Below are 25,068 nucleotides of genomic sequence, written 5' to 3' on the forward strand. Positions count from 1 at the left end.
TAATAAATCTTGAACGAAAGAAAACCGCACACTAAATGAGCACTCGAAGGCGGTGATGCTGAAACGCTCATCATCTTCATACCTCCCTGTTGGACTACGGCCGAGCTTATTGCTCGGCCTTTTTTTTTGGCCCGAAAGCCAAGCCCTCTGAAAACAAGCCAATTTTTCTGGGAATCGTTCCACACTCCCTCTATGCTGCCGGAAAATAAAAATTTTCTACTTTCGAGGGAAATCTCATGTTCAATCTGCTTCGCCTAATGCTGGCGATGATCGTATCCGTGTTTATTGTGGGTACGGCGCTGGCTCAGGAGTCTGACACAGGCTCATCCTCTACGGTGGCGGCCCCGGTCGTTCCTGATGACCTGAGCCCCGAGCAGGTGGACGATTTGGTTGCGCGCATGTCTGACGATCAGGTGCGCGCCCTTTTGTTAGAGCGGTTGGATGCCGTAGCCGAGAAGAGGGCCAAGGAGGCAGAAGGACAGGAAGACCCGCTGACCGAAATCAACGAAATATGGGCGGCGATGGTTGCCTCATGGACTAATGTTCTGACGACACTTCCAAACATTTTCAGCGCGCAGGTTAAAGCATTTAGCAACTTTTCCGAAACTCTCGGATCGACCGGTGTGCTTACTTTGATCGGGCTGGTCGCAAGCGTTCTGGTTGTGGGATTCATAGCTGAAAAGTTGTTCGATCTGTTAACCAGAAGATGGCACAAACACACCGAAGTCGGGGATGAGGCCGACCTTTGGGGTGCCGTGAGCTTTTTGTTCCGCCGGTTTTGCCGCGAGATCGCCGGGTTGATTGTTTTTTATATCGTCATCCGGACTCTGGGCCGGATCCTTTTGACACCCGAGCAGCTCAAATTTGCGGGCCCTTTCGTATTCTATCTTATCTGGATCCCGCGATTGGGCGCGGCGGCGTCGCGGTTCATTATGGCACCAAACAACCCAAAATTCAGACTGGTCAACATTGACGATCACTGGGCAAAATACCTGCATCGGAATCTGATTGGTTTGCTGATCCTGATTGGGGTTACGCTGTTCGTTGTCCGCTTCAATGGTTTGAACGGTATCACTCCCGGCGATACCCGCATCGGTTTCTGGCTGAATAGCGCTATTCATATCTACATTGGCGTGATCGCCTGGACCGCGCGCGAGGGCCTGTCGCAGATGATGCTGGGCACCGATCCGGATCACACAAAATTCGATGAAGAAGTCGCGCAGTATTATCCGTACTTCGCAATCGGCGTTTCGGCGGTGACCTGGCTGCTGGTCGAGTATCTTGCCGCACAGCGCGACCCGGCAATCCTGGCGCTGTTGGTCAAAGGCCCGCATTTCACGACTATGTTCTGGTTGCTGATTGCACCCGCCCTCGACACTCTGATCCGTGGATTAGTGCGCCATCTGCAACCGCCGATGTCCGGCGAAGGCCCGCTTGCCGAACGCGCGTATCGGTCGACCAAGCGCAGCTATATCCGCATCGGCCGTGTTCTGGCAGGCCTGTTTGTCGTGATGATGATTGCGCAGGCATGGCAGTTGGATTTGCGGCATGTCGCTTCCGCTGGCATCGGCGCCGAAGTTGGTGGGGCCGTGATCGAGTTTCTGCTGATTATTGCCGTCGGTTATATCATGAACGAGGTCGTCTCGCTTTGGATCAACCGTCGTCTGGCCAAAGAACAGACAGCCGCCGAAGCTTTGGACGAAGAAGCCGGTGGCGAAGGCGGCGGTGCGGGCGGCTCGCGTCTGGCGACCGTTCTGCCATTGCTGCGCATCACCGCGCAGGTGACGATTGCCGTCATCTTCGGCCTGCTGGCACTCGGGGCACTGGGCGTCAACATCACGCCGCTCCTCGCCGGTGCCGGTGTTCTCGGCCTGGCCATCGGCTTTGGTGCGCAGAAGCTGGTTGCCGACATTGTCGGCGGTATCTTCTTCCTGATCGATGACGCCTTCCGCGTTGGTGAATACGTGGATGTGGGCGGCACCATGGGAACCGTCGAAAAGATCTCGATCCGTTCGATGCAATTGCGCCACCATCGCGGGCCGGTTCATACGATCCCTTATGGTGAAATTCAGAAGCTGACGAATTTCAGCCGTGACTGGGTCATCATGAAACTGAAGTTCACGGTGCCCTTCGACACTGACCCCAACAAGGTCAAGAAGATCTTCAAGAAGATCGGGGCCGATATGATGGCGGACGAAACTCACAAGGAAGGTTTCTTGCAGCCCTTCAAATCTCAGGGTGTGTTCGACTTTGACGATGTCGGGATGATCATCCGAGGCAAGTTCATGGCCAAACCGGGCAAGCAGTTCACGCTGCGCAAGGAAATCTTCAACCGGGTCAAGGCTGCCTTCAACGAAAACGGAATCGACTTTGCCCGCCGCGAAGTCCGTGTTGCGATCCCCGGCCTGGAAGAGGCGGAAACCCTGACCGAAGAGCAAAAGGCCGCAGTTGGCGCCGCCGCTGCTGACTCGTTGAACAAGCAGCAAGGTGGTGCTTGATAAGCTCCGCGCGCGGTAGCTGCCCTAGCTGTCGGGTTTTGGACCAAATTCTTGAAGAACCGGCGCACCGCGCCGGTTCTTTTTTGCCCGGGTAATTGCTCTCCTCCTAGCTTTCGGCCCGGTTCTTGCGCCCTGCGCGGTCTTGACCCTTCCCACGGGCGCGCCCATGGCCTAAAAGGCGCGCAATCTCGGCCATCTCGGACACAGGACAAACCATGCAAGAGCCCGCCATCACCCCGGATCTGATTGCAGCACACGGGTTGAAACCCGAAGAATACGACATGATCCTGGAGATCATCGGGCGCGAGCCGACATTTACCGAGCTTGGCATCTTTTCGGCCATGTGGAACGAACACTGTTCCTACAAGTCCTCGAAGAAATGGCTGCGCACGCTGCCCACCTCGGGGCCTCAGGTCATTTGCGGCCCTGGCGAGAATGCGGGCGTGGTGGATATCGGCGACGGTCAGGCCGTCGTCTTCAAAATGGAAAGCCACAACCACCCCTCGTATATCGAGCCCTACCAAGGGGCGGCGACCGGCGTGGGTGGCATTCTGCGCGACGTATTCACCATGGGTGCGCGTCCCATTGCGTCGATGAACGCACTGTCCTTTGGCGAGCCGGGCCACCACAAGACACGCCAACTGGTGAACGGCGTGGTTGAAGGGATCGGCGGCTACGGCAACTGTTTCGGTGTGCCCTGTGTGGGCGGCGAAGTCCGTTTTCACCCTGCCTATAACGGCAACTGCCTTGTGAACGCGTTCGCCGCCGGCCTCGCTGACAGCGACAAGATCTTCTATTCTGCCGCATCGGGCGTCGGTATGCCTGTCGTTTATCTGGGAGCCAAAACCGGCCGCGATGGCGTTGGCGGTGCGACAATGGCCTCGGCTGAATTCGATGACACCATCGAAGAAAAACGCCCCACCGTGCAGGTTGGTGACCCCTTCACCGAAAAGCGTCTGATGGAAGCAACGCTGGAATTGATGCAGACCGGCGCGGTGATTTCGATCCAGGACATGGGCGCGGCCGGTCTGACCTGTTCGGCTGTTGAAATGGGCGACAAGGGCGGCCTTGGTGTGCGTCTGGATCTGGAAAACGTGCCTCAGCGCGAAGAAGACATGACCGCGTATGAAATGATGCTGTCGGAATCCCAAGAACGGATGCTGATGGTCCTCAAGCCGGAACTTGAGGCCGAAGCTCGTGCAGTATTCGAAAAATGGGATCTGGATTTCGCAATCGTTGGTGAAACGATTGCCGAAGACCGCTTCCTGATTATGCACAATGGCGAAGTCAAAGCTGACCTTGTCCTGTCGAAACTGTCCTCGACCGCACCGGAATATGACCGCCCGTGGGAGCCGACGCCCGAGGCCGAGGAACTGGCCGACGTGCCACAGATCGATCCGATCGACGGATTGAAGGCCCTGCTGTCCTCTGCCAACTACGCGGGCAAGCAATGGGTTTATGAACAGTACGACACCATGGTGATGGCGGATTCCACCCGCACACCGGGATTGGGCGCTGGCATGGTTCGCGTTCATGGCACTGACAAGGTATTGGCCTTCACCTCGGACGTTACCCCGCGCTATGTGCGCGCCAACCCGGTTGAAGGCGGCAAGCAGGCCGTGGCCGAAGCCTATCGCAACCTGACAGCCGTCGGGGCCAAGCCGCTGGCCACGACCGACAACCTGAATTTCGGCAACCCGGAAAAGCCCGAGATCATGGGCCAGTTTGTCGGCGCCATTCAGGGCATCGGCGAAGCCGTTGGCGCGCTGGATATGCCGATCGTTTCTGGCAATGTTTCGCTTTACAACGAAACAGATGGTCAGGCGATCCTGCCGACCCCGACAATCGGCGCCGTGGGTCTGCTGCTGCATTCTGACGAGATTATCGGCAATGAGGTCCGCGAAGGGCATGTAGCGCTGGTCATCGGCGAAACCAAAGGTCATCTGGGTCAGTCCGCCCTGCTGTCCGAGGTGTTCAACCGCGAAGACGGTGATGCGCCCCATGTCGATCTGGCGGCCGAGGCCCGCAACGGAGATTTCATCCGCACCAACCGCAACATGATCAAGGCGTGTACCGATCTGGCCGACGGCGGCCTTGCTCTGGCCGCTTTCGAACTGGCCGAAGCGTCTGGCGTCGGCGTTCAGTTGGACGAGGCGTCGACCGAGTTCCTCTTCGGTGAAGATCAGGCCCGTTATCTGGTCGCCTGCAACTTCGATCAGGCCGAGGCGCTGATGATCGCCGCCGGTCAGGCCGGTGTCCCTCTGGTCTCGGTTGGCAGGTTCACGGGCGATGCTGTCAGGATCGGAAGTTCGGAAGCGCCGCTGTCGGAACTGGCGGAAATCTTCCGTGGCAGCTTTGCCGCTGCGGTGGCCTGACGCCCACCCTGCATTCATCCTAAATTCAGAAATCCTGCGCGCGCGACCGGGCGCGGGATTTGTAAACTTGGTCGCCCCGAGGCACCTTGCACCCCCCTGCGCATCGCTCTACATCTTGGGAAAGACCTTCAGGAGTAACCTTTATGCCGATGAGCGCCCACGAAATCGAACACCTGCTGCGCGAAGCCTTTCCGGATGCGGAGATTCAGGTTGGCGGGCATGATGGTGTTCATATGTCTGCCATGGTCGTTGACGAAAGCTTTCGCGGAAAGAACCGGGTGCAACAACAGCGCGCAGTTTACGCCGCGTTGAAAGGCAAAATGGACGGCCCGGATGGTGAGCTGCACGCGCTGGCGTTGACTACAAAAATTCCGGAATGATCAGACCCGGCGTCATCACTCGCAAACCCCAGTGGAGGCCTGAACATGAGTGATCTGATGCTTGGCGTTTGCATTGTAGTTGGATTGATTGTTGCCGCAGCGCTGATTGAAGCCTATTTGAAGCGCAACAAAAAACGCTCGCTGGCCGATATGCGTCCTGATCCGGACGAAATCAGCCAGGTGGGCGGAATAGAGAGATACGGGCTGGATCCGTTGTCTTTGGCGCAGGCCGAGCATCGACGGCTCGAAGCGGAAGGATGGGGGCCGGAGGCTCCACAAAACGAAACAACCGCCCCGGATGCGGGTGAAGAGGACAAGCAAGATGAGCGACGTTAAGACCCAGATCGACGAAACCGTCAAAGCCAATGATGTGGTGCTGTATATGAAGGGCACCAAGGAAATGCCGCAATGTGGTTTCTCGTCCCGCGTGGCCGGTGTTCTGAACTATATGGGTGTTGACTACACCGACGTGAACGTTCTGGCCGACGAAGAAGTGCGTCAGGGCATCAAGGACTATTCCGACTGGCCGACGGTGCCGCAGCTTTTCGTCAAAGGCGAGTTCGTGGGCGGCTGTGACATCGTTACAGAAATGACCCTGTCGGGTGAACTGGACACGCTGTTTGACGAAAACGGCGTCGGCTACAACAAGGAAGCAGCCGACAAAATCCGCGAAGCAAACGCCTGATCGGCGCTTACCGGCTGCTGCATTCCTGATAAATGACCTGCTCATTGGCGGCGCTTCCTGCCGCCAGATAGCTGATCGAAGCGTTCCAGCCCTTGGAACGCAGAATATACGTTCCGTCAGTGCCCAGAGACTCGTAGCGAATCCCGGATCCGCTTTCGACCTGGCGCATGGCGACCAGAGTGTTGTCGACCATGACCGCCGCAGCACCTGATCCATCGGTCGAATTAAAGTAGCTCACATGCAGCGGAACTTCGTTTTCGCAGGTGAAAGTCACTGATAATATGTCGATCTCGGCCATAGCGGCCGATACTGATATCAGCAGTCCAAAGCATGCCAGATTGCGCAGCATTCTCATCCTGCCGACTTCTCTTCCAGCATTGACGCCAACGCTTCGGCCCGCGCAGCCAGTTCTCCCAAGGTGTCGGTCACCGATGGCGGCACGACTGCCACTTCAACACGCTCGGGTTCCGGCGGTGGTGCATTTCGCAGCGTCTCTAACTCCGCTTGGAACTCGGCGAGCTTTGCCTCAAGAGATTTGACCTTTTCCTCGGTTCCGGCGGTTTTGTCCGCCAGCATCAGGCCAGCCATCAGCAGCATTCGTGATTCCGGCATACGCCCAATCTGGTCCGACAGGACCTGAGCCTCGTCGTCCAGCATTTGGGCCGCAGCCTGCAGAAATTGCTCTTCACCTTCCTGGCACGAGACGTCAAAACCACGACCACCGATATGAATGGTTACTTCGGGCATCACTCCACCTCACCTTCTGCCAACTTTGCCTGTGACAGCAACGGTTCCAGCCGTGCCAGAACCGCATGCGCCTCAGCTGCATCCGTCGCCTGAGCGGCACGCGTTGCTTCCAACTCGGCGACTGTGGCGCGGTTCAGCATCTCGGCATCCGGCAGACCGTCCTGCACGGCGGCGCGCAACTCATCAACCGAACGCCGCAACTGTTCGTTGGCTTTGCGCATGCGCTGCAGGTCGTCATCCAACCGCGACATTGCGGCCCCATGGCTTGACCGTTCCGCCCTCAGCATTTCCAGTTCGGCGTTAAGTTCTTCCAGACGCTCGGTGTCGGCGATCTCTGACAGCAGCCGGGCATTTTCGGCCTCAAGCTCCTGCAGCCTTCCACTCAATGCGCTTAACCGAGTGTTTTCGGCCTTCAGCGCCTCCAGTTCCTCACGGTTGTCAAGCGCAGCCTTGGCGTCGGCAAGCTCTGCCCGCGCAGCCTCAACCGAGGCCAGTCTGTCATTGGCATCGGCAAGTTGTTGGCGCAGGGCCGTTTTCTCGGCGTCATCAACAGGAACGTTGCGCAAAGCCTCCATATCGGCGCGCATCGCGTCGACTTCCTGTTCGTGACGTTCTTTCAGAGATTTCAGCCGCTCTTCCAACTGCGCATTCGCCACACGCTCGTCTTCAAGCGCGACGCGCAATTCGTCATCTGCGCCTTCTTTGGCTGATGCTGTGTCCTGAATGGCCGCTACACCCGCGCCAATCCGCTCCATCGCGGCGGTCAGGCGGCGCTGTAGTTCTTCGATCTGGCTCATGCCCCTGTCACCTCATTATCAAGGTTCGTTATCTCTCGGGTTTGTCCGAATCAATGCAAACCACTTCTGTGCCTAGTCTAACGGATTGTTCCGGAAAATACCCACTGTTTGCTTTCAACGACTTGGACCGTCTTCTTGAAGCGGCCACCTCATGGAATGCCCGGTTCCACTTGAACTTTGGGGGCTGAGTGTTATTGAGCGCGCAACCTGCCTGTAACCCAAAGGAACAACGCCCGTGGACCTGACTGCGCTGCGCAATGCCAACCCCGAACACTGGGACAAAGCTGCGGCCATCCGCACCTTGACCCTCGACGCCGTCGCCGCCGCCAATTCCGGCCATTCCGGCATGCCGATGGGCATGGCCGATGTTGCGACCGTACTGTTCGAAAAGCACCTGAAGTTTGATGCGTCAGCCCCGAACTGGCCCGACCGCGACCGGTTCATTCTGTCGGCGGGTCACGGCTCGATGCTGGTTTATTCGCTGCTGTATCTCACCGGCCATGCAGATGTGACGCTGGATGAGATCAAGAACTTCCGCCAGTTGGGCGCAAAAACGGCGGGCCACCCGGAAAACTTCCTGATCGAAGGTGTTGAGACAACCACAGGCCCGCTGGGTCAGGGCATCTCGAACGCCGTCGGCTTTGCCATGGCCGAGGAGATTCAGCGCGCGCATTACGGCAAGAAGGTCGTCGACCACTACACCTACGTGATAGCGGGCGATGGCTGCCTGATGGAAGGCGTCAGCCAGGAAGCCATCACTCTGGCCGGCCGTCATGAGCTGAGCAAGCTGATCGTGTTCTGGGACAACAACAACATCACCATCGACGGCACCGTCGATATGGCCGACCGCACCGACCAGGTGCGCCGTTTCACGGCTTCGGGCTGGCAGGTGATCGAAATCGATGGCCATGATCCCAAAGCTATCGACGCCGCCATCGTACAGGCGAAGAAATCCAACAAACCGACCATGATCGCCTGTGAAAGCCATATCGCACTGGGTCATGCGGCGCAGGATACGTCCAAGGGGCACGGCGCACTGACCGATCAGGATCAGCTGAAGGCGGCAAAAGACGGCTACGGCTGGCCTCATGACGCATTCGAAATCCCCGCCAACGTGAAGTCTGCCTGGGAAGTCATCGGCGCCCGTGGCGCGACCGAGCGCGCCGCATGGCAGGAGCGTTTTGCACAACTGTCCGAACGCAAGCAGGCCGAGTTCAACCGCGCCTACGCGTTTGAAGCACCCAAAAAACTGGCCGGTGCTATCCGCTCGTTCAAGAAACAGATGTCGGAAGACCAGCCGAAACTGGCAACTCGGGCCTCGTCCGAGAAGGTTTTGAATGTCGTGAACCCGATCATGACCGAGACCGTGGGCGGCTCGGCGGACCTGACCGGTTCGAACAACACCAAATCCGCCGATATGGCCGTGTTCCTGCCGGAAAACCGCAAGGGCCGTTACATTCACTACGGCATTCGCGAACATGGTATGGCCGCTGCGATGAATGGTATGGCGCTGCACGGCGGCATCCGCCCTTATGGCGGCACATTCATGGCCTTCACCGACTATGCCCGCCCGTCCATGCGCCTAGCCGCACTGATGAAGGTGCCTTCGGTCTTCGTCATGACCCACGACTCGATCGGTCTGGGTGAAGACGGCCCGACCCACCAGCCGGTCGAGCATCTGGCGATCTCCCGCGCGACACCAAACACCTACGTGTTCCGCCCCGCGGATACGGTTGAGACAGCCGAAGCCTGGGAACTGGCACTGACGTTCAAAGAAAGCCCCTCGGTCCTGTCCCTGACCCGTCAGGGCGTGCCCACCGTACGCAAGGACCACAAGGCCAGAAACCTGACCGCACAAGGCGCATATGTTCTGGCCGACGCGGAAGCCAAGCGTCAGGCCATCCTGATCGCCACCGGTTCGGAAGTCTCGCTGGCGATGGAAGCCAAGGCGATGCTCGAGGCCGAAGGCATCGGCACCCGTGTTGTGTCAATGCCCTGCATGGAACTGTTCGCCGAACAGGACGAAGCCTATCGCAAACGCGTTCTGCCCGCAGGCGCCGTTCGTGTCGGTATCGAGGCCGCCGTCCGCGCCGGTGGCTGGGATCGCTGGCTGCTGGGCGAGCGTGGTCGCGAGGCCAAGGCCGGTTTTATCGGCATGTCGAGCTTCGGCGCTTCAGCCCCGGCTGGTGAGCTTTACAAGCATTTCGGTATTACTGCCGAGGCTACTGTTGCCAAGGTCAAGGAACTTCTGGGCTGACAGATCGTCTGCAACTCAAATAGTCAGGGCGGCTGGGTCCGCCCTGATCAACTTGTCCAAAACACTCAAATCAGCTAAGTTGCCTTATTATTTTAGTAATAAGCAGCTATTGCTATGGCCATTTCAAACTCGGAAAACCCGTCGCATCACGATGACACGAGCACACATGTGCTCTTGTTACGCCTGACAATAGTTGCCGTTTTCATTCTGTGCATCTGCGTATTTTTCGTGGCGTTAAGTAACCCCGGTTCAAGTTGGATACCTGCGCTGGGCCTGATGTTGCTGGCCTCGCTTGGATGTACGATAACAGGCGGCTTTTTCGGGTTTCTTTTTGGTATGCCGCGAGCTTTTGCGGCCCCGAACAGTCAAGCCAAACTCGATGGGGAAGACGCCGAAACCTCGGGCGCGTCTGCAAACAACGTCGGGCAATGGGCAAACAATAATCTGCTGGAAGTCTCTGATTGGCTTACCAAAATTGTTGTAGGGCTGACGCTCGTGAACCTCGCCAAGCTTTTGGACAAGATTGGGAAATGGGGCGAAACACTTGGCCTGGCTGCTGGACTGGAGATCAAAGCAGCAGCAGTTGTCGGCATTTCAATTATTCTAAGTGCTTTCGGCTATGGTTTCATCGGAACTTACATCCTGACCCGAACCCGGTTGTCCAAACTTCTGGCGAAGAACTTTTTGCAGATTAACGCATCACTGCATCAAGAACTTTCCGACCTTCGCGACAAGCAGGAAGAACTGCGCGCGGAAACAAACCGCAGCAATGACGCCCTTCTGGAGATAGCCCAGAGCACAGGAGGCGTCCCTACAGTTATGGCCCAGCTTTACCGACCAAAACCACAAGGTTTCACCGAAGCGATCCGGCTGGCCGAAAACCTGTTGGCAAAAGAAAACACCTCTTCATCGGATTTGGGCAAGCTTTATGGCTATTTGGCATGCGCTTATGGCCAGAAATTTGACTATGAACAAAGAAACGGCGGAAGTGCCCGTTCCTTGCGTGAAGTTGCCGATCAAGCTTATCACGCTGCCACTGAAATGCTCAAAGTCGATCCGTCGAGAAAACCCTGGCTGCGGGCATTGTTCGACGAAAACGATCCCGGCTTTATCAAAGGGGAAAACGACCTTGTTGCACTGTCGCGTTCATCTACAGAGCGCGGCAGATTCGCTGAACTTCTGGCATGATTCCCCACGCTGAATTCGTTTACTTTGGCTTCATGACCAGCGTCGCTAGCGGGATCAACACCAATCCCCAGGCCAGACCGAACACCCCATCCATCGTAGCTTTGGCAATCCATTCGACCGCTCCGATCCATTGTTCGGAAACGGAATGCCCAATCGCATAAGCCCAATCATGGATATGATGGCCCAACCAGCCAAAGCCCAGAACTTCCATCCCGTGGATCACAATCGAACCACCTACCCACAACATGGCGGCGGTTCCGACAATCGACAGGGTCTTCATTACGCCCGGCATCGCCTTGACCAGCCCGCGCCCCAATCCGCGTCCGACAGGGGTTGGCGCGTTTTGGGCCAGATACAACCCGACATCGTCCATCTTCACGATTAACGCGACCGAGCCGTAGACCGCTACCGTCACCCCGATCCCGACAACGGCCAGTGTTGCGGCCTGCATCCATAAGTTCGGGGCCTCGATCGCCGCTAGCGCAATGGTCATAATTTCAGCAGACAGGATAAAATCGGTTTTGATGGCACCCCTGACCTTTTGTTCCTCAAGATGGCCCGGATCGCGCACGCTCATATCCTGTTCAATCGCGTGGCTTCCGTGCGGGAACAGAACATGAAAGATCTTTTCGGCCCCTTCGAAACACAAGTATGACCCGCCAAGCATTAAAAGTGGTGTGATCAGCCAGGGTGCGAAATTGGCCAGCAGCAAAGCCACCGGCAGCAACAGAATGATCTTGTTGAAAATCGAGCCGCGCGCGATACGCCAGATGATCGGCAACTCCCGTGCTGGCGCAAAGCCCTGCACGTATTTAGGAGTAACAGCCGCGTCATCAATGATGACCCCTGCGGTCTTGGCCCCGGCCTTGCCGGCGGCAGCCACCACATCGTCCACCGAAGCTGCTGCTACCTTGGCAATCCCTGCCACATCGTCCAACAGGGCCAACAGACCACTCATCGCGCTTCCTTTCCTGTCACCTGCCGCAACCGAGACCCTAACCGATCTCACGGCTAGCGCAAGCGTTAGCGCAATCGCGTGAGGTTTGCGCTAACACCTTAAAAATATGCCATTTTTGCCCTTTTGAGAATTCGCTTTCACCGTTATATGGCCCCAAAGCAAGCGCATTTGGAGACGTCATATGACCATCAAGGTCGGTATCAATGGTTTTGGCCGCATTGGCCGCTGTACCCTGTCACATATCGCGGCATCCGGCCGTAACGACATCGAGGTGATCAAGGTCAACGCCACCGGACCGCTGGAGACCTCGGCACACCTGCTGAAATATGACAGCATTCACGGACGTTTCCCGCGTGACGTTTCCATCAACGGCAACACCATGGATCTGGGCCGCGGCCCTATGCAGATGTTCTCGACCTACGACATGAGCGAACTGGACTGGGAAGGCTGTGACGTCGTTCTGGAATGCACCGGCAAGTTCAATGACGGTCTTAAAGCAAAGACCCACCTGGACCGTGGCGCGCAGAAAGTTCTGTTGTCGGCGCCGGGAAAAAACGTCGACAAGACAATCGTCTTTGGCGTGAACCACAACGGTCTGACTGCTACGGACAAAATGGTTTCCAATGGCTCCTGCACCACCAACTGCCTTGCTCCGCTTGCCAAGGTACTGGACGAAGGCATCGGCATCGAACACGGCATCATGACCACGATCCACGCCTATACCGGTGACCAGCCGACCCTAGACCGCCGCCACAGCGACCTATACCGCGCCCGCGCAGCCGCCATGTCGATGATCCCGACCAGCACCGGTGCCGCCAAGGCGCTGGGTGAGGTTCTGCCCAACCTGAAAGGGCGTCTGGACGGGTCGGCCATCCGCGTTCCAACACCGAACGTTTCCGCCGTGGACCTCAGCTTCCGTGCGTCGCGCGATGTCACGGTCGAAGAGGTTAACGCGATCGTGCAGGAAGCTGCGCAAGGCCCGATGCAGCGCGTTCTGGGCTACGAACCCGCGCCGCTGGTCTCGACCGACTTCAACCACACCGAGGAAAGCTCGATCTTCGCGCCGGACCAAACCCGCGTGGTCGACGGACGTATGGTCCGCGTTCTGGCATGGTACGACAATGAATGGGGCTTCTCTGTCCGCATGGCGGATGTCGCTGTTGCAATGGGTCGTCTTAACTAAACCAGCCGACTGTTATTGAACATTTTGGCCCGCTCAGGTTATCTGGGCGGGCTTTTTCCTGCGGTGCGCAAATGACCAATCAAATCGCCATCTGGCTCGGCCTGTTCATCCTCGGCGGTTTCTTCCTCGACTTTGCATTGTTCGGAACCGAACATTTGTTGTTCCTTGCCAAAAAACTCTACAGCTTTCTCGACTGGCTCGCTTTCTGGCGCTGACAGAGGTTTTACTTGACATTTCCTGTTATCTGGCTTTGTTAGCGCTAACCTTATTCAGGCCCACAATCGACGGAGCAGAAAATGACACTAAAGCTGGCAATCAACGGATTTGGGCGGATCGGACGTGGTGTGTTGCGCGCGGTCATGGAAACAGGCCGTACAGACGTCGAGATCGTGGCAATCAACGATCTGGCAAAACCGGAAATAAACGCCCATCTTTTCGAATTCGACAGCGTCCATGGGCGTTACACACGGCCTGTTCGGTTGACAGATGCCGGATTGGATGTCGGATCCGGACCGATCAGACTTTCCAGTGAACGCGACCCCGAAAACCTGAACTGGTCCGATGTGGACGTGGTTCTTGAATGCACCGGTGTTTTTCGCACGCGCGAAGCCGCATCACGTCATTTCGAGAACGGTTCAAAAAAGGTCCTGATTTCGGCCCCTGCGCGCGGTGATGGCGCGGTCAAGACAATCGTATTTGGGGTAAACGACAAAGACCTGACGACCGCTGACAGTGTTGTATCAAACGCATCGTGCACAACGAACTGCCTGGCCCCCGTTGCCGCGGCACTGGATGCAGGGCTGGGCATTGTGCATGGCAACATGACGACAGTGCATGCCTATACCGCCAGTCAGCCGGTTCACGATACCGCAGGCAAGGACCCTTACCTGTCACGAGCCGCCGCGTTGTCGATGATTCCCACTACGACGGGCGCAGCATCTGCTGTCGGCCTCGTGCTGCCCCAACTGGCCGGCAAACTGACGGGCCAGGCCATTCGCGTTCCCACACCGAATGTGTCGGTCGTTGACCTGGTCGCCGAGGTGTCGCGACCAACCACGGAGGCCGAAGTAAATGCGCTGTTTACGGATGCTGCTTCCAGGATCCCGGGTGTTCTGGCTGCCGAGACCCGTCCGCTGATTTCAGTGGATTTCAACCACGATGCCCACAGCTCGACCGTGTCCCTGCCGGAAACAAAAGTCACTGACGGAACACTGGTCAGGGTTCTGGCGTGGTATGACAATGAATGGGGCTTTTCGAACCGGATGCTGGATACGGCCGCCGCGATGGGTGCCCTAGCCTAACCTCTTGCGCAAGGCGTCATTGACGAGGGGCGTAACGAATTTCGATACGTCCCCGTCCAGCCGGGCAATCTCTTTCACAAGTTTCGAGGCAATGGCCTGGTGTCGAGCCTCGGCCATCAGGAAAACGGTCTCAACCGTATCATCCAGCGCACGGTTCATTCCGACCATCTGGAATTCATATTCAAAATCCGCCACAGCGCGCAATCCGCGCACAATGATCTGGGCGCCAACATCGCGCGCGCAGTCGATCAGCAGATTTTCGAATGGATGGGCGACGATCTCGGTCCCGGTCTGATCGCTCAGATGGGCACATTCGGCCTCGATCATGGCTACGCGTTCTTCCAACGAAAACAACGGACCCTTGTCGCGGTTGATTGCAACGCCGATAACCAGTTTATCCACCAGGGCCGAGGCGCGGCGGATAATGTCGATATGTCCCAGGGTGATTGGGTCAAAGGTTCCCGGATATAATCCAACCCTCATCGAGACCTCCTGCGCAATAAAATTTCTGCGCAAGCAAACACAACTCTGCCGCAGGTGCAAGAGGGCCCGTTACATGCAAGGGGCATCAATGCCCCATGATCATGCCTTCCAGCGCGTCTTTCTCCATCGCCAGTTCGGATAGCTGCGCTTTGACAACGTCGCCCAAAGTGACGATGCCGACCAGCTTGCCATCTTCTATCACCGGCATGTGTCGAAAGCGCCCTTCGGTCATGCGCGACATGATGTCCTGCACGGAATCCTGCCGCGATGCGGTCACAAGCTCGCGGGTCATGTACGTGCTGACCGGCTGGGTCAGGCAACCGCTGCCGCTTGCCGCCAACTCGCGCACAATGTCGCGCTCCGACAAGATCCCGGCCGCTGTTTCTCCGCCATCATCGGACACAACCACCGTACCGATCCGCTTATCCGCAAGGATCTGGGCCGCCTCGGACACGGTAGCCGAAGGTTGAACGGTCACTACCCCGCTGGTCGCCTTGGATTTGAGAATGGCCTGTACAAGCATTTACAAAAAACCTCCGGACTAACGTACTGTTTTTTCAAAGCCTTGCCCGAATGTTTGCACCTGTCAAGGTGCAGCTTGAGCCTCAAGCCGCGCAACCTCTTCGCGGATGCCCTGCGTCAACGCGTCGGCAAAGCGATTCAGTCGCTCATTGCGCTGATCTCCGAGGTGCCGGACCAGATGGAAACTGCGCGTCAGACTAACCTGATCCGTCAATATTTTCCGCAGGTTCGGATGGAACGGAAGCGTGAAATCATGCGCGACGCAGATGCCGCTGCCAAGCGTGACCTGGCGCAACTGAACTGAGACGGAATTCGATGCAAGCGCGACACGGTCAACGCCAAGATCAACGAGATAATCCAGTTCACGATCAAAGATCATATCAGGAATGTAACCAATCATCCGGTGCCCTCGCAGGTCGTCCACAGAATGAATGGCGTCATGCTGTGCCAGGTATTCCTGCGTGGCAACCAGATGCAGTCGGTAATCACTGATCTTCTGGACAAGCAATTTCCCTGCCGTCGGGGCGCTGACGGTAACTGCCATGTCAGCCTCGCGCCGGGACAGATTGATGACGCGCGGCAGGGCCAGAATCTGGATGTCCAGATCCGGGTTTGCATCACAGATCTTTGCGCAGACCTGGGGCAGCAGGTAATTGGCGCTGCCATCAGGTGCACCGATCCGTATCTGACCGCTCAGCGTTTTGGAGGATCCCGTAACTGTTCCGGCTGCGGCCCGCATCGCCTCTTCGGCCTGTAATCCATGCTCGACCAACCGTTCGCCGGCAGTGGTCAGAATGTATCCCTGCTGAGATTTTGAGAATAGCGGTGTTTCCAGCGCGGTTTCCAACCGGGCGATTCTACGCCCAACGGTTGCAGCGTCGATCTTCAACAGGCGACCGGCGGCAGACAAGCTTTGTTCACGGGCCACCGCCAGAAACACCCGCATATCATCCCAGTTCCGGTTCATCCCAGACCTTTGCATTTTTGCAAAACTTCTTTGAGACATTGCCTCTGTTCAAGTGATTTATGCAAGCCTATTGTGCGCGCAACTTACTTCGGAGGAATTCGCTATGACTGAACTGACCCATTTCATTAACGGCGAAAACGTGGCCGGATCGTCCGGGCGCTTTGACGACGTCTTCAACCCTGCAACGGGCGAAGTGCAGTACAAATGCCCGATGGCAAGTGCCGCTGAAACCACTGCTGCAATTGCCAGCGCCGCCGCCGCACAACCGGCCTGGGGCGCGACCAACCCGCAGAAGCGTGCCCGCGTGATGATGGCCATGGTCGGCCTGATGAACCGCGATATGGACAAACTGGCCGAGGCGCTGAGCCGCGAGCACGGTAAAACCATTCCCGACGCCAAGGGTGACCTGCAGCGTGGTCTGGAAGTCATCGAATACTGCATCGGTGCGCCTCAGATGCTGAAGGGTGAATTCACTGACAGCGCGGGCCCCGGCATCGATATGTACTCCATGCGCCAGCCGCTGGGCGTGGTCGCTTCGATCATGCCGTTCAACTTCCCGGCAATGATGCCGCTGTGGCATGTCGGCCCAGCCCTGGCCTGCGGCAACGCCGTGGTGCTGAAGCCGTCCGAGCGTGACCCGTCCGTGCCACTGATGCTGGCCGAACTGTTCGTCGAGGCCGGTCTGCCGAAAGGCGTGTTCCAGGTCGTCAATGGCGACAAAGAAGCTGTGGATACGCTGCTGGACAGCGAAGTCATTCAGGGCGTGTCCTTTGTTGGATCGACCCCGATCGCGCAATACATCTATTCGCGTGCCACTGCGAACGGCAAACGCGCGCAGTGCTTTGGCGGCGCGAAGAACCACATGATCGTCATGCCTGACGCGGATCTGGATCAGGCGGCCGATGCGCTGGTTGGCGCAGGCTTTGGCGCGGCGGGCGAACGCTGCATGGCCATTTCCGTCGCCGTTCCTGTCGGTGAGGAAACCGCCGATGCGCTGATCGAAAAACTGATCCCGCGCGTCGAAAAGCTGAAGGTCGGCCCCTACACCGCCGGCGATGATGTCGACATGGGTCCGGTTGTTACCGGCGCCGCGAAAGAGCGTATTCTCGGCCTGATCAATTCCGGCGTGGAGCAAGGCGCGAAACTTGTCGTCGACAACCGCGACTTCAGCCTGCAGGGCTATGAGGACGGCTTCTTTGTCGGCCCACACCTGTTCGACCACGTGACGCCAGAGATGGACATCTACAAGCAGGAAATCTTTGGCCCGGTTCTTTCGACTGTCCGTGCCGGCTCCTATGAAGAAGCGCTGAAGCTGGCGATGGACCACGAGTACGGCAACGGCACCGCTATTTTCACCCGCGACGGTGACACCGCGCGTGACTTTGCCAGCCGCGTGAACATCGGCATGGTGGGCATCAACGTTCCGATCCCGGTTCCGCTGGCCTACCACACTTTTGGCGGCTGGAAGAAATCCATGTTCGGCGACCTGAACCAGCACGGTCCGGACAGCTTCAAGTTCTACACCCGGACCAAAACCGTAACGTCGCGCTGGCCGTCTGGCATCAAGGAAGGTGGCGAGTTCAACTTCAAAGCGATGGACTGACCCGCACATCGGACCTAAAAATCAATTTGCCCGGCCTGCCACAGGCCGGGCTTTTTTCGGCGAAGCGTCGCCAACGGGGACCATTTCACGAAAAATTCAGACGCAAAGTTCTGGAAAACCGAACCGGCGGACAATATTTTAGCGCTAAATAAATACCCGAGCAGTTCCTGAACCGGAGGCCAACTTGTCAAATCCCCGCATGACCCGCCGCTCTGCATTGCTAGGCGCAGCGACCTTTCTGGCGACGCCTGCCCTGGTACGCGCGCAAAGTTCCGATGCGTTTCCGCAGGAAGAAGAAGCCATCAGCACGCAGTTGCCGGTGCGCCGCAATGTGTCCTCGTTTTCGCAGCAGAACTGGCAGGATCACTTCAATGAATTGGGCGTCGGATGCCTGCTGGCCGATATTACCAGCCGCGCCGTTCACTACTGGGGCCCGGATGGGACCTATAAACTCTATCCCAGCTCGGTCCCGATGAGCGAGGAATTGACCAAACGCGGGTATACTGAAGTTGTGCGCAAGCGGGAAAACCCCAGCTGGACCCCGACTGCATCTATGCGCGAGCGTGATCCGAACCTGCCTGTGCGAATGGAAGGTGGCGACCCGGGCAATCCGCTGGGAACCCGCGCAATGTATCTGGGCTGGCCTGCCTATCTGGTGCATGGAACGCATGATACGCGCAAGATCGGTCGTCAAAGCTCGTCCGGCTGCATTGGTTTGTACAATCAGCATGTCGAACAATTGTACCCGCTGGTGCAGATCGGCACACAAGTCAGACTGATCTGACAAAAAAACCCCGGCCTCAAAGCCGGGGTTTTTCATTTTTTGTTGGGAAACTTATTCAGGCAGGATTACCGCGTCGACAACGTGGATCACGCCGTTGCTGGCTTCGATATCAGCCTGAACCACCTTGGCACCGTTAACCTTGACGCCGTTCTTGGCGTTCACGCTAAGGCGGTCGCCCTGAACGGTCAGCACCTTCGCGCGCTTACCTGCGATGTCCCCTGACATCACTTTGGCCGGAACCACGTGATAGGTCAGGATGGAAACCAACTGATCTTTGTTTTCAGGCAGCAGAAGCGATTCGACGGTACCCTCGGGCAAAGCCGCAAACGCCTCGTCAGTCGGGGCAAAAACAGTGAAAGGCCCGTCGCCTTTCAAAGTGTCAACCAGCCCTGCAGCCTGAACTGCGGCGACAAGAGTGGTGAATGATCCGGCCGAGACGGCGGTATCAACAATATCGGACCCGGCACGAGCCTGCATTGGCAAAGTCAGTGCAATCGCGGCGGCGGCGCCCAGGAATGTGCGGCGAAACATGGCTGTCATCTCCTCTCCAGCTTGTTATGGAAAGGGTTACGGCAGCCCCGGCGTGGCGGATCACTTTGAGGTCAAGATTTTCTGAGCTGAACCCAAATACTCTGTGCCCGACCGTCCTTCAGGAATGGTAAGGCCTCGACCGCGTCCGGGCGTTCCCGCTGAAGGTAATATCCCGGCCAAAGCATTGAATATAAACCCGATTGCAGCAACGCGTGCAGCATGTACTGTTCGCCCCATCCGGGGCAATCATAGAAGAAACGAGTGGGGTATTCGTAGGGCAAAAAAACATCGTGCACGTGGATGACGACACCGGGTTTTAGGGCCGGAATGATGCGACAGAACAGATGCGCGACGTCGTTGCTCATGCGGACCACATGGCTGGAATCGATGAAAAGAACGTCGCCTTCTTGCAGGTTTTCAAACAGCGCCGGATCGACATCTTCCAGTCGTTTTTGTTCAAAATCATCCACGACATGCGCAATATCCGCCCTCGGATACGGATCGATTGCCGTAATGCGGGTGTTCAGCCCGCCATCAATGATCGCTTGTCGCGTGACGCGGGTTGAATTGCCACACCCGACCTCGATCACGTTTTTCGGTTTAAATCTGCGGATCATCAGATAAAGCGCGTCCGCATCCGGGCTGTCATAGTATCCGTTCCCGATGCGATAGCCGGTCTTGTTGCGCGACGGGTCCTTCAATGCCGCAAGCGCATCGGCATGTTCGTGATATTCCTCGACCAGCGGGCCGACATCGAACCCATCCATTCCCGGAGAAAGGGCATATGCAGGGCGTTCCAATCCGCCAGCCCGTTCAAAGCTTTCGAGTCGGACGCGCTCATCCCGTTCAGTGACTTTGTCGATCAGCTTGACGCCGAAGCGATCCAGAATTGCATTGGTCCGCGGGAATTTCCTGGGTTTCACGCCGCCGTCTCCGATCCGTGGTTGAACACTCCCCGCTCCTTACCTGTGCCGACCAAGGCTTCGCAAGCACCTGCGCGGCAAACACTTGGCAAAAGGGCAAATTCCGTATTCACTGGCGTGAACATAAAGACCGGAGGGCCGCCATGCAGCAGGAATTCACGCTGGGTATTGAAGAGGAATACCTGCTTGTGGACCGCGACAGCCTGCAATTGTCCGAAGCACCTGCCGCTTTGATGGATGCTTGCCAGGCCGATTTTGAAGGTCAGGTCAGCCCTGAATTCCTGCAATGCCAGATCGAGGTGGGAACCCGCCCTCATGCCACGATTGGCGCGGCCCGTGAGGACCTCAAGCGGTTGCGGTCTTGCGTTGCCACGCGCGCCGCTGAATACAATCTGGCTCCGATTGCCGCATCCTGCCATCCCTTTGCAAAGTGGAAAGACCAGCATCATACACGCAAGGATCGCTATGACGCCTTGCAACATGCCCTTGGCGGTGTTGCGCGACGCATGCTGATCTGCGGCATGCATGTTCACGTCGGCGTCGAAGACAAGGCGCTGCGTGCCGACCTGATGCCACAACTGTCCTACTTTTTGCCGCACCTGCTGGCTCTTTCCACATCCTCTCCGTTCTGGAGCGGTGAAGACACCGGATTGTCCTCCTATCGGCTGACCGTGTTCGACAACCTGCCCCGAACCGGGTTGCCTCCGGTACCAGCCAGTTGGGCTGAATACGAGCGTACAACCGGAATCCTTGTGGAACTCGGAGTCATCGAAGACACCTCAAAGATATGGTGGGACCTGCGCCCCTCGCATCGGTTTCCGACGTTGGAAACCCGTATCATGGATGTGCAGCCCCGGCTGGAACACGCCCTTTCGCTGGCTGCGATGATCCAGGCGCTGACCCGGATGCTGTGCCGTCTGAAGGACCGCAACCTGCGCTGGCGTCACTATGACCGGTTCCTCATCGGCGAAAACCGCTGGCGCGCGCAACGGTACGGCGTTGGCGAGGGGCTGATCGATTTTGGCGACCGTTCAATCAAGCCAATGCCTGAACTGATTGGTGAACTGATGGGAATGCTGGCGGAAGATACCGAGGCGTTGGGCACGATGACCGAATTGGCCCGCCTGCGGCAAATTGCGGAAAACGGAACGTCCGCCACACGCCAGCGCCGTGTACACGCCGAGGCCGTGGCAAAAGGGGACGATCCCGGTCAGGCGGTCGTGAAGCACCTGATCGAGGAATTCCACGAAGATCTCTGATATCGCGCACCCGGGCCGATCAATACCATAACCTTACTTCCCGTGATTGCTGATCGTGCAAAATTTCTGTAACGATTGGGAAATAAACAATCGTTCAATTCAGCATCGACGGGAAGGATTGGCATGGATTTCGCGCTGACCGAGGAACAGACAGCTATCTTCGACATGGCCTATGCATTTGGGCAGGAAAACATCGCTCCGTTTGCGCGGCAATGGGAGGCGGATGGAACCATTCCCAAAGACCTTTGGCCCCGGATCGGCGAACTGGGCTTCGGTGGCTTGTATGTCTCTGAGGACGCAGGAGGATCGGGTCTGAGCAGGCTGGATGCAACGCTGGTTTTTGAAGCTTTGTCCATGGCCTGCCCGTCGGTTGCAGCCTTCCTGTCGATCCACAACATGTGCGCAAAGATGCTGGACAGTTTCGCCAGTGACGAGCTGAAATCACGTATCATGCCACAGGTTCTCAGTCTTGATACGGTCCTCAGCTACTGCCTGACCGAACCCGGCTCGGGCTCGGACGCTGCAGCGCTCAAAACCCGCGCCGAGCGTACAAACGAAGGTTACACGCTGAACGGCACCAAGGCGTTTATCTCGGGCGGTGGCTACTCTGATGCTTATGTCTGCATGGTGCGCACGGGTCAGGATGGTCCCAAGGGGATTTCGACCGTTTATGTCGAAGACGGAACGCCCGGTCTCAGCTTCGGGGCGCTGGAGCAGAAAATGGGTTGGAAAAGCCAGCCGACGGCGCAGGTGCAGTTCGATGACTGCAAGATACCATCCGGGAACCTGGTCGGCACCGAAGGTGACGGATTCAAATACGCCATGATGGGACTGGACGGCGGGCGCTTGAATATCGCCTCCTGCTCTCTGGGTGCGGCGCAAACCGGCTTGGACATGACCTTGCAATACATGTCCGAGCGTAAAGCATTCGGTCAATCCATCGACCAGTTTCAGGCCCTGCAGTTCCGCCTGGCCGATATGGAGATTGAACTGCAGGCCGCGCGCGTCTTCTTGCGGCAGGCCGCTTGGAAGCTGGATCAAGGCACGCCCGATGCCAGCAAGTTCTGCGCGATGGCCAAAAAGTTCGTTACCGAAACGGGATCAAAAGTCGTCGATCAATGTCTGCAGTTGCATGGCGGGTACGGCTATCTGGCCGATTACGGGATCGAAAAGCTGGTGCGTGATCTGCGCGTGCATCAGATATTGGAAGGCACCAACGAGATCATGCGCGTGATCGTCGCCCGCCAGATGCTTGCCCAACGCTGAGGATCAAATGCCAGATATCGACATCCGTGTGACAGGCCGCGCCGGGCGCATCACTTTGACACGGCCCAAGGCGCTCAACGCGCTTAGTTATGACATGTGCATGGCCATAGACAGTGCCCTGCGGAACTGGCGCGAAGATGACTCGGTTGACCTGATCATTATCGATGCCGAAGGCGACAAGGCCTTTTGCGCCGGAGGTGACATTGCCGAGCTTTATGAAACGGGCATGAAAGGCGATTTCGCCTATGGTCAAACCTTTTGGCGCGATGAATACCGGCTGAATGCCCTGATCTTCGAGTACCCCAAACCGGTGATCAGCTTTCTGCAGGGTTTCACAATGGGCGGCGGTGTTGGCATCGGGTGCCACGGAAGTCACCGGATCGTAGGCGAGACCGCGCAGATCGCATTGCCTGAATGCTCCATCGGACTGGTTCCGGACGTCGGCAGCACGCTGATGCTGGCCCTGGCGCCCGGCCGGTTAGGTGAATATCTGGGGACAACCGGACGACGCATGGGGCCAGGTGATGCGATTTATGCCGGATTAGCCGATCACTATATCCCGCAGTCACAATGGTCCGATCTCATGGAGCTGCTCGAAGCCTCTGGTGATGCCGAGATACTGGCCAAACACGCGCAGACTCCGCCGGAGAGTACATTGGAGCAGGACCAGCCTGTGATCGATGACATATTCTCGGGCGAGGCGCTGGGCGACATCCTGACCAATCTGCGTAACGCTGATCCGGAATTTTCCACCAAAACTCTGGCCACACTCGGACGGCATTCACCTTTGTCGATGGCCTGTTACGTAGAAATGCTGCATCGATTGCGTGGGCCATCGCTGACGATACGCAAAGCGTTGGAACTGGAATTCCGGTTTACGTTCCGCGCCATGGAACACGGGGATTTTCTGGAAGGCATTCGCGCGCAGATCATAGACAAGGACCGCAATCCTAGGTGGAGCTTTGCGGATCAATCCGTACCCGCAGTCGCTGTTTCGAAAATGCTGCAACCACTGGGCGCGGACGCACTGACATTCGAGGAGGAATAAGGATGAAAATCGGGTTTATCGGCCTTGGCAACATGGGCGCTCCGATGGCCGCCAATCTGGCGAAGGCCGGGCATGTCGTGGTTGGCTTTGACATGGCAGACGTCACGGTCGAGGGGGTCACCATGGCACCTTCCGGGGCCGAGGCCGTCGCCGGAGCAGACGTGGCAATTACGATGCTTCCAAACGGTCAGATCTTGCGATCTGTCGCGGACGAGATTGTTCCGGCCATGCAGAAAGGCGCCACCTGGATTGATTGTTCAACCGTCGACGTCGACAGCGCGCGTGCGGTGGCGGATCAGGCCCTGGCAGCCGGGTTAAGAGCCGTCGACGCTCCGGTTTCAGGCGGTATTGGGGGCGCCGCAGCTGGTACGCTGACTTTCATGGCCGGTGGTTCGGAAGAAGCGTTTGCAACGGCTGAACCGCTGTTCGATATCATGGGCCAGAAGGCCGTTCATTGCGGCGATTCCGGCGCGGGTCAGGCGGCAAAGATCTGCAACAACATGATCCTCGGCGTCACCATGATCGCGACCTGTGAGGCTTTTGCACTGGCCGACAAGTTGGGGTTGGATCGCCAAAAGATGTTTGATGTCGTCAGTACATCGTCCGGATATAGCTGGACAATGAACGCCTATTGCCCTGCCCCTGGCGTTGGCCCCACCAGTCCGGCCGACAACGGCTACAAACCAGGTTTTGCAGCAGAGCTGATGCTGAAGGATTTACGCCTTAGCCAGCAGGCCGCGGAAGGGTCGGATGCGGACACACCCATGGGCCAGGCTGCAACGGCCTTGTATGAACAATTTGTCGAAGCTGAAGACGGGTTGGGGAAAGACTTTTCCGCCATGCTGCCCCGGTTTGAAAAGAGAGGCCGGAGCTGAGGCGCGTAAAGCAGTTTTTTGCTGACCCGAAAATAGTTGTTTGTCGTCACTTCTTTGTCCCGGTCTGTACGTGCTAAAACCAGTGCAGAATAATTGCAGGGGCCGCCGATGAAGACTCTGAGAAATTTTGGATCCATCGCTTTGCTGGTGATCAGTACGGCTGCGGTCGAAGCTGGCAACGGAAAGGGAAAGGCCGGGCACTGCCCGCCCGGTCTGGCCAAAAAGGCAGTCCCCTGCGTGCCACCAGGACAGGTCAAAAACCTATATCGGACGGGCGACCGTATCGAACGGGACTATGTCTGGATCGACGATCCCTATCGTTACGGCTTGAAACGAGGCGGCAACTACGTTCGCGCCGGCGACTATGTCTACAGAATCGATCCTGAAACGCGGAAAGTTCTCAACCTGATCGGCGCCGTGGCGGATATCCTGTACTAG

Annotated in this window: 26 protein-coding genes; 17 read left to right on the plus strand and 9 right to left on the minus strand. The window is 57.4% G+C overall.

The genetic code is table 11. From position 1 onward, the window contains the following. The first annotated feature begins 236 nt into the window (after positions 1-236). The 5 genes from ACR1XU_RS03865 to grxD all read left to right on the plus strand — a co-directional run bounded on the left by ACR1XU_RS03865 (position 237) and on the right by grxD (position 5,938). Complete coding sequence (locus ACR1XU_RS03865; RefSeq protein WP_170619005.1) at positions 237-2,498, plus strand: mechanosensitive ion channel family protein; 2,262 nt, start codon at positions 237-239, stop codon at positions 2,496-2,498. A 215-nt stretch (positions 2,499-2,713) separates the two neighbouring features. Next, positions 2,714-4,873 (plus strand): phosphoribosylformylglycinamidine synthase subunit PurL, encoded by a 2,160-nt coding sequence (gene purL / locus ACR1XU_RS03870; protein ID WP_480906367.1) that lies wholly within the window; start codon positions 2,714-2,716, stop codon positions 4,871-4,873. Between the two features lie 143 nt (positions 4,874-5,016). Then, positions 5,017-5,253, plus strand: coding sequence for a BolA/IbaG family iron-sulfur metabolism protein (locus ACR1XU_RS03875; RefSeq protein ID WP_170619006.1), 237 nt, complete (start codon positions 5,017-5,019; stop codon positions 5,251-5,253). A gap of 45 nt (positions 5,254-5,298) precedes the next feature. Beyond that, positions 5,299-5,589, plus strand: coding sequence for a hypothetical protein (locus ACR1XU_RS03880; RefSeq protein WP_170676951.1), 291 nt, complete (start codon positions 5,299-5,301; stop codon positions 5,587-5,589). Continuing rightward, on the plus strand, positions 5,576-5,938 hold the full coding sequence (gene grxD, locus ACR1XU_RS03885; RefSeq protein ID WP_170616867.1) for a Grx4 family monothiol glutaredoxin: 363 nt from the start codon (positions 5,576-5,578) through the stop codon (positions 5,936-5,938). Before ACR1XU_RS03880 ends, grxD begins: the two co-directional genes overlap by 14 nt. 7 nt (positions 5,939-5,945) lie before the next feature. Here the strand turns inward: grxD and ACR1XU_RS03890 are convergent, their stop codons facing one another. Genes ACR1XU_RS03890 through ACR1XU_RS03900 form a run of 3 tightly spaced genes read right to left on the minus strand, consistent with a single transcriptional unit; the run spans position 5,946 to position 7,482 of the window. Then, positions 5,946-6,287: an MliC family protein gene (locus ACR1XU_RS03890; protein ID WP_480906370.1), complete on the minus strand. Its 342-nt coding sequence runs from the start codon at positions 6,285-6,287 to the stop codon at positions 5,946-5,948. 2 nt (positions 6,288-6,289) lie between these two features. Then, positions 6,290-6,685 (minus strand): cell division protein ZapA, encoded by a 396-nt coding sequence (locus ACR1XU_RS03895; protein ID WP_170616863.1) that lies wholly within the window; start codon positions 6,683-6,685, stop codon positions 6,290-6,292. After that, the gene (locus tag ACR1XU_RS03900) at positions 6,685-7,482 is read right to left on the minus strand and encodes a hypothetical protein (protein ID WP_480906373.1); all 798 of its coding nucleotides are present in this window, start codon (positions 7,480-7,482) and stop codon (positions 6,685-6,687) included. The genes ACR1XU_RS03895 and ACR1XU_RS03900 overlap by 1 nt, the downstream gene beginning before the upstream one ends. A 235-nt stretch (positions 7,483-7,717) precedes the next feature. Here ACR1XU_RS03900 and tkt point away from each other — a divergent pair, with 235 nt between their 5' ends. Continuing rightward, positions 7,718-9,739: a transketolase gene (gene tkt, locus ACR1XU_RS03905; RefSeq protein ID WP_480906376.1), complete on the plus strand. Its 2,022-nt coding sequence runs from the start codon at positions 7,718-7,720 to the stop codon at positions 9,737-9,739. 114 nt (positions 9,740-9,853) lie between these two features. After that, positions 9,854-10,927, plus strand: coding sequence for a hypothetical protein (locus tag ACR1XU_RS03910; protein WP_480906379.1), 1,074 nt, complete (start codon positions 9,854-9,856; stop codon positions 10,925-10,927). 19 nt (positions 10,928-10,946) lie between these two features. On the opposite strand, the gene ACR1XU_RS03915 is transcribed toward ACR1XU_RS03910, so the two are convergent. Further along, positions 10,947-11,885, minus strand: coding sequence for a DUF808 domain-containing protein (locus ACR1XU_RS03915; protein WP_170806280.1), 939 nt, complete (start codon positions 11,883-11,885; stop codon positions 10,947-10,949). 181 nt (positions 11,886-12,066) lie between these two features. On the opposite strand from ACR1XU_RS03915, the gene gap (ACR1XU_RS03920) reads away from it, so the two are divergent. The 3 genes from gap (ACR1XU_RS03920) (at position 12,067) to gap (ACR1XU_RS03930) (ending at position 14,369) form a co-directional block, all read left to right on the plus strand. Continuing rightward, complete coding sequence (gap, locus tag ACR1XU_RS03920) at positions 12,067-13,068, plus strand: type I glyceraldehyde-3-phosphate dehydrogenase (protein ID WP_480906383.1); 1,002 nt, start codon at positions 12,067-12,069, stop codon at positions 13,066-13,068. Positions 13,069-13,139: 71 nt separating this feature from the next. After that, on the plus strand, positions 13,140-13,283 hold the full coding sequence (locus ACR1XU_RS03925) for a hypothetical protein (protein WP_170616853.1): 144 nt from the start codon (positions 13,140-13,142) through the stop codon (positions 13,281-13,283). A gap of 81 nt (positions 13,284-13,364) precedes the next feature. Then, a complete protein-coding gene (gene gap, locus ACR1XU_RS03930; protein ID WP_480906386.1) occupies positions 13,365-14,369 on the plus strand; it encodes a type I glyceraldehyde-3-phosphate dehydrogenase in 1,005 nt (334 codons plus the stop codon). Here gap (ACR1XU_RS03930) and coaD read toward each other — a convergent pair. From coaD to ACR1XU_RS03945, 3 genes are all read right to left on the minus strand, one after another. Further along, positions 14,361-14,852: a pantetheine-phosphate adenylyltransferase gene (gene coaD / locus ACR1XU_RS03935; RefSeq protein ID WP_170616849.1), complete on the minus strand. Its 492-nt coding sequence runs from the start codon at positions 14,850-14,852 to the stop codon at positions 14,361-14,363. The two genes, gap (ACR1XU_RS03930) and coaD, sit on opposite strands and share 9 nt — an antisense overlap. A gap of 85 nt (positions 14,853-14,937) precedes the next feature. After that, positions 14,938-15,375, minus strand: a complete 438-nt coding sequence (locus tag ACR1XU_RS03940) for a CBS domain-containing protein (protein ID WP_170619007.1) — start codon at positions 15,373-15,375, stop codon at positions 14,938-14,940. 63 nt (positions 15,376-15,438) lie between these two features. Further along, the gene (locus tag ACR1XU_RS03945) at positions 15,439-16,341 is read right to left on the minus strand and encodes a LysR family transcriptional regulator (protein WP_170616845.1); all 903 of its coding nucleotides are present in this window, start codon (positions 16,339-16,341) and stop codon (positions 15,439-15,441) included. A gap of 103 nt (positions 16,342-16,444) precedes the next feature. On the opposite strand from ACR1XU_RS03945, the gene ACR1XU_RS03950 reads away from it, so the two are divergent. After that, a complete protein-coding gene (locus ACR1XU_RS03950) occupies positions 16,445-17,944 on the plus strand; it encodes a CoA-acylating methylmalonate-semialdehyde dehydrogenase (RefSeq protein ID WP_170616843.1) in 1,500 nt (499 codons plus the stop codon). 199 nt (positions 17,945-18,143) lie between these two features. Next, complete coding sequence (locus ACR1XU_RS03955) at positions 18,144-18,728, plus strand: L,D-transpeptidase (RefSeq protein WP_480906463.1); 585 nt, start codon at positions 18,144-18,146, stop codon at positions 18,726-18,728. A 51-nt stretch (positions 18,729-18,779) separates the two neighbouring features. Here ACR1XU_RS03955 and ACR1XU_RS03960 read toward each other — a convergent pair whose 3' ends face one another. Both ACR1XU_RS03960 and ACR1XU_RS03965 read right to left on the minus strand, forming a co-directional pair. After that, positions 18,780-19,259, minus strand: a complete 480-nt coding sequence (locus ACR1XU_RS03960) for a fasciclin domain-containing protein (RefSeq protein WP_170616841.1) — start codon at positions 19,257-19,259, stop codon at positions 18,780-18,782. A gap of 71 nt (positions 19,260-19,330) precedes the next feature. After that, positions 19,331-20,182, minus strand: coding sequence for a class I SAM-dependent methyltransferase (locus tag ACR1XU_RS03965; RefSeq protein WP_480906390.1), 852 nt, complete (start codon positions 20,180-20,182; stop codon positions 19,331-19,333). A gap of 143 nt (positions 20,183-20,325) precedes the next feature. Between ACR1XU_RS03965 and ACR1XU_RS03970 the strand changes: the two genes are divergently transcribed. The 5 genes from ACR1XU_RS03970 to ACR1XU_RS03990 all read left to right on the plus strand — a co-directional run bounded on the left by ACR1XU_RS03970 (position 20,326) and on the right by ACR1XU_RS03990 (position 25,068). After that, positions 20,326-21,441 carry a carboxylate-amine ligase gene (locus tag ACR1XU_RS03970; RefSeq protein WP_170616837.1) on the plus strand — a complete coding sequence of 372 codons (1,116 nt, stop codon included), beginning with the start codon at positions 20,326-20,328 and terminating at the stop codon, positions 21,439-21,441. Between the two features lie 123 nt (positions 21,442-21,564). Next, a complete protein-coding gene (locus ACR1XU_RS03975) occupies positions 21,565-22,707 on the plus strand; it encodes an acyl-CoA dehydrogenase family protein (RefSeq protein ID WP_170616835.1) in 1,143 nt (380 codons plus the stop codon). Between the two features lie 7 nt (positions 22,708-22,714). Beyond that, positions 22,715-23,755 carry an enoyl-CoA hydratase/isomerase family protein gene (locus tag ACR1XU_RS03980; protein ID WP_480906394.1) on the plus strand — a complete coding sequence of 347 codons (1,041 nt, stop codon included), beginning with the start codon at positions 22,715-22,717 and terminating at the stop codon, positions 23,753-23,755. Between the two features lie 2 nt (positions 23,756-23,757). Beyond that, positions 23,758-24,630, plus strand: coding sequence for a 3-hydroxyisobutyrate dehydrogenase (gene mmsB / locus ACR1XU_RS03985; RefSeq protein ID WP_480906397.1), 873 nt, complete (start codon positions 23,758-23,760; stop codon positions 24,628-24,630). A 108-nt stretch (positions 24,631-24,738) separates the two neighbouring features. Continuing rightward, a complete protein-coding gene (locus ACR1XU_RS03990; protein ID WP_480906400.1) occupies positions 24,739-25,068 on the plus strand; it encodes a hypothetical protein in 330 nt (109 codons plus the stop codon).

The sequence above is a fragment of the Ruegeria sp. D1(2025) genome, from assembly GCF_056536425.1.

Excerpts from the sequence above, each read along its gene's own strand:
- ACR1XU_RS03865 (WP_170619005.1), top strand. The coding sequence starts at position 237 with ATGTTCAATCTGCTTCGCCTAATGCTGGCGATGATCGTATCCGTGTTT.
- purL (WP_480906367.1), top strand. The coding sequence starts at position 2,714 with ATGCAAGAGCCCGCCATCACCCCGGATCTGATTGCAGCACACGGGTTG.
- ACR1XU_RS03875 (WP_170619006.1), top strand. The coding sequence starts at position 5,017 with ATGCCGATGAGCGCCCACGAAATCGAACACCTGCTGCGCGAAGCCTTT.
- ACR1XU_RS03880 (WP_170676951.1), top strand. The coding sequence starts at position 5,299 with ATGAGTGATCTGATGCTTGGCGTTTGCATTGTAGTTGGATTGATTGTT.
- grxD (WP_170616867.1), top strand. The coding sequence starts at position 5,576 with ATGAGCGACGTTAAGACCCAGATCGACGAAACCGTCAAAGCCAATGAT.
- ACR1XU_RS03890 (WP_480906370.1), bottom strand. The coding sequence starts at position 6,287 with ATGCTGCGCAATCTGGCATGCTTTGGACTGCTGATATCAGTATCGGCC.
- ACR1XU_RS03895 (WP_170616863.1), bottom strand. The coding sequence starts at position 6,685 with ATGCCCGAAGTAACCATTCATATCGGTGGTCGTGGTTTTGACGTCTCG.
- ACR1XU_RS03900 (WP_480906373.1), bottom strand. The coding sequence starts at position 7,482 with ATGAGCCAGATCGAAGAACTACAGCGCCGCCTGACCGCCGCGATGGAG.
- ACR1XU_RS03910 (WP_480906379.1), top strand. The coding sequence starts at position 9,854 with ATGGCCATTTCAAACTCGGAAAACCCGTCGCATCACGATGACACGAGC.
- ACR1XU_RS03915 (WP_170806280.1), bottom strand. The coding sequence starts at position 11,885 with ATGAGTGGTCTGTTGGCCCTGTTGGACGATGTGGCAGGGATTGCCAAG.
- gap (WP_480906383.1), top strand. The coding sequence starts at position 12,067 with ATGACCATCAAGGTCGGTATCAATGGTTTTGGCCGCATTGGCCGCTGT.
- ACR1XU_RS03925 (WP_170616853.1), top strand. The coding sequence starts at position 13,140 with ATGACCAATCAAATCGCCATCTGGCTCGGCCTGTTCATCCTCGGCGGT.
- gap (WP_480906386.1), top strand. The coding sequence starts at position 13,365 with ATGACACTAAAGCTGGCAATCAACGGATTTGGGCGGATCGGACGTGGT.
- coaD (WP_170616849.1), bottom strand. The coding sequence starts at position 14,852 with ATGAGGGTTGGATTATATCCGGGAACCTTTGACCCAATCACCCTGGGA.
- ACR1XU_RS03940 (WP_170619007.1), bottom strand. The coding sequence starts at position 15,375 with ATGCTTGTACAGGCCATTCTCAAATCCAAGGCGACCAGCGGGGTAGTG.
- ACR1XU_RS03945 (WP_170616845.1), bottom strand. The coding sequence starts at position 16,341 with ATGAACCGGAACTGGGATGATATGCGGGTGTTTCTGGCGGTGGCCCGT.
- ACR1XU_RS03950 (WP_170616843.1), top strand. The coding sequence starts at position 16,445 with ATGACTGAACTGACCCATTTCATTAACGGCGAAAACGTGGCCGGATCG.
- ACR1XU_RS03955 (WP_480906463.1), top strand. The coding sequence starts at position 18,144 with ATGACCCGCCGCTCTGCATTGCTAGGCGCAGCGACCTTTCTGGCGACG.
- ACR1XU_RS03960 (WP_170616841.1), bottom strand. The coding sequence starts at position 19,259 with ATGTTTCGCCGCACATTCCTGGGCGCCGCCGCCGCGATTGCACTGACT.
- ACR1XU_RS03970 (WP_170616837.1), top strand. The coding sequence starts at position 20,326 with ATGCAGCAGGAATTCACGCTGGGTATTGAAGAGGAATACCTGCTTGTG.
- ACR1XU_RS03975 (WP_170616835.1), top strand. The coding sequence starts at position 21,565 with ATGGATTTCGCGCTGACCGAGGAACAGACAGCTATCTTCGACATGGCC.
- ACR1XU_RS03980 (WP_480906394.1), top strand. The coding sequence starts at position 22,715 with ATGCCAGATATCGACATCCGTGTGACAGGCCGCGCCGGGCGCATCACT.
- mmsB (WP_480906397.1), top strand. The coding sequence starts at position 23,758 with ATGAAAATCGGGTTTATCGGCCTTGGCAACATGGGCGCTCCGATGGCC.
- ACR1XU_RS03990 (WP_480906400.1), top strand. The coding sequence starts at position 24,739 with ATGAAGACTCTGAGAAATTTTGGATCCATCGCTTTGCTGGTGATCAGT.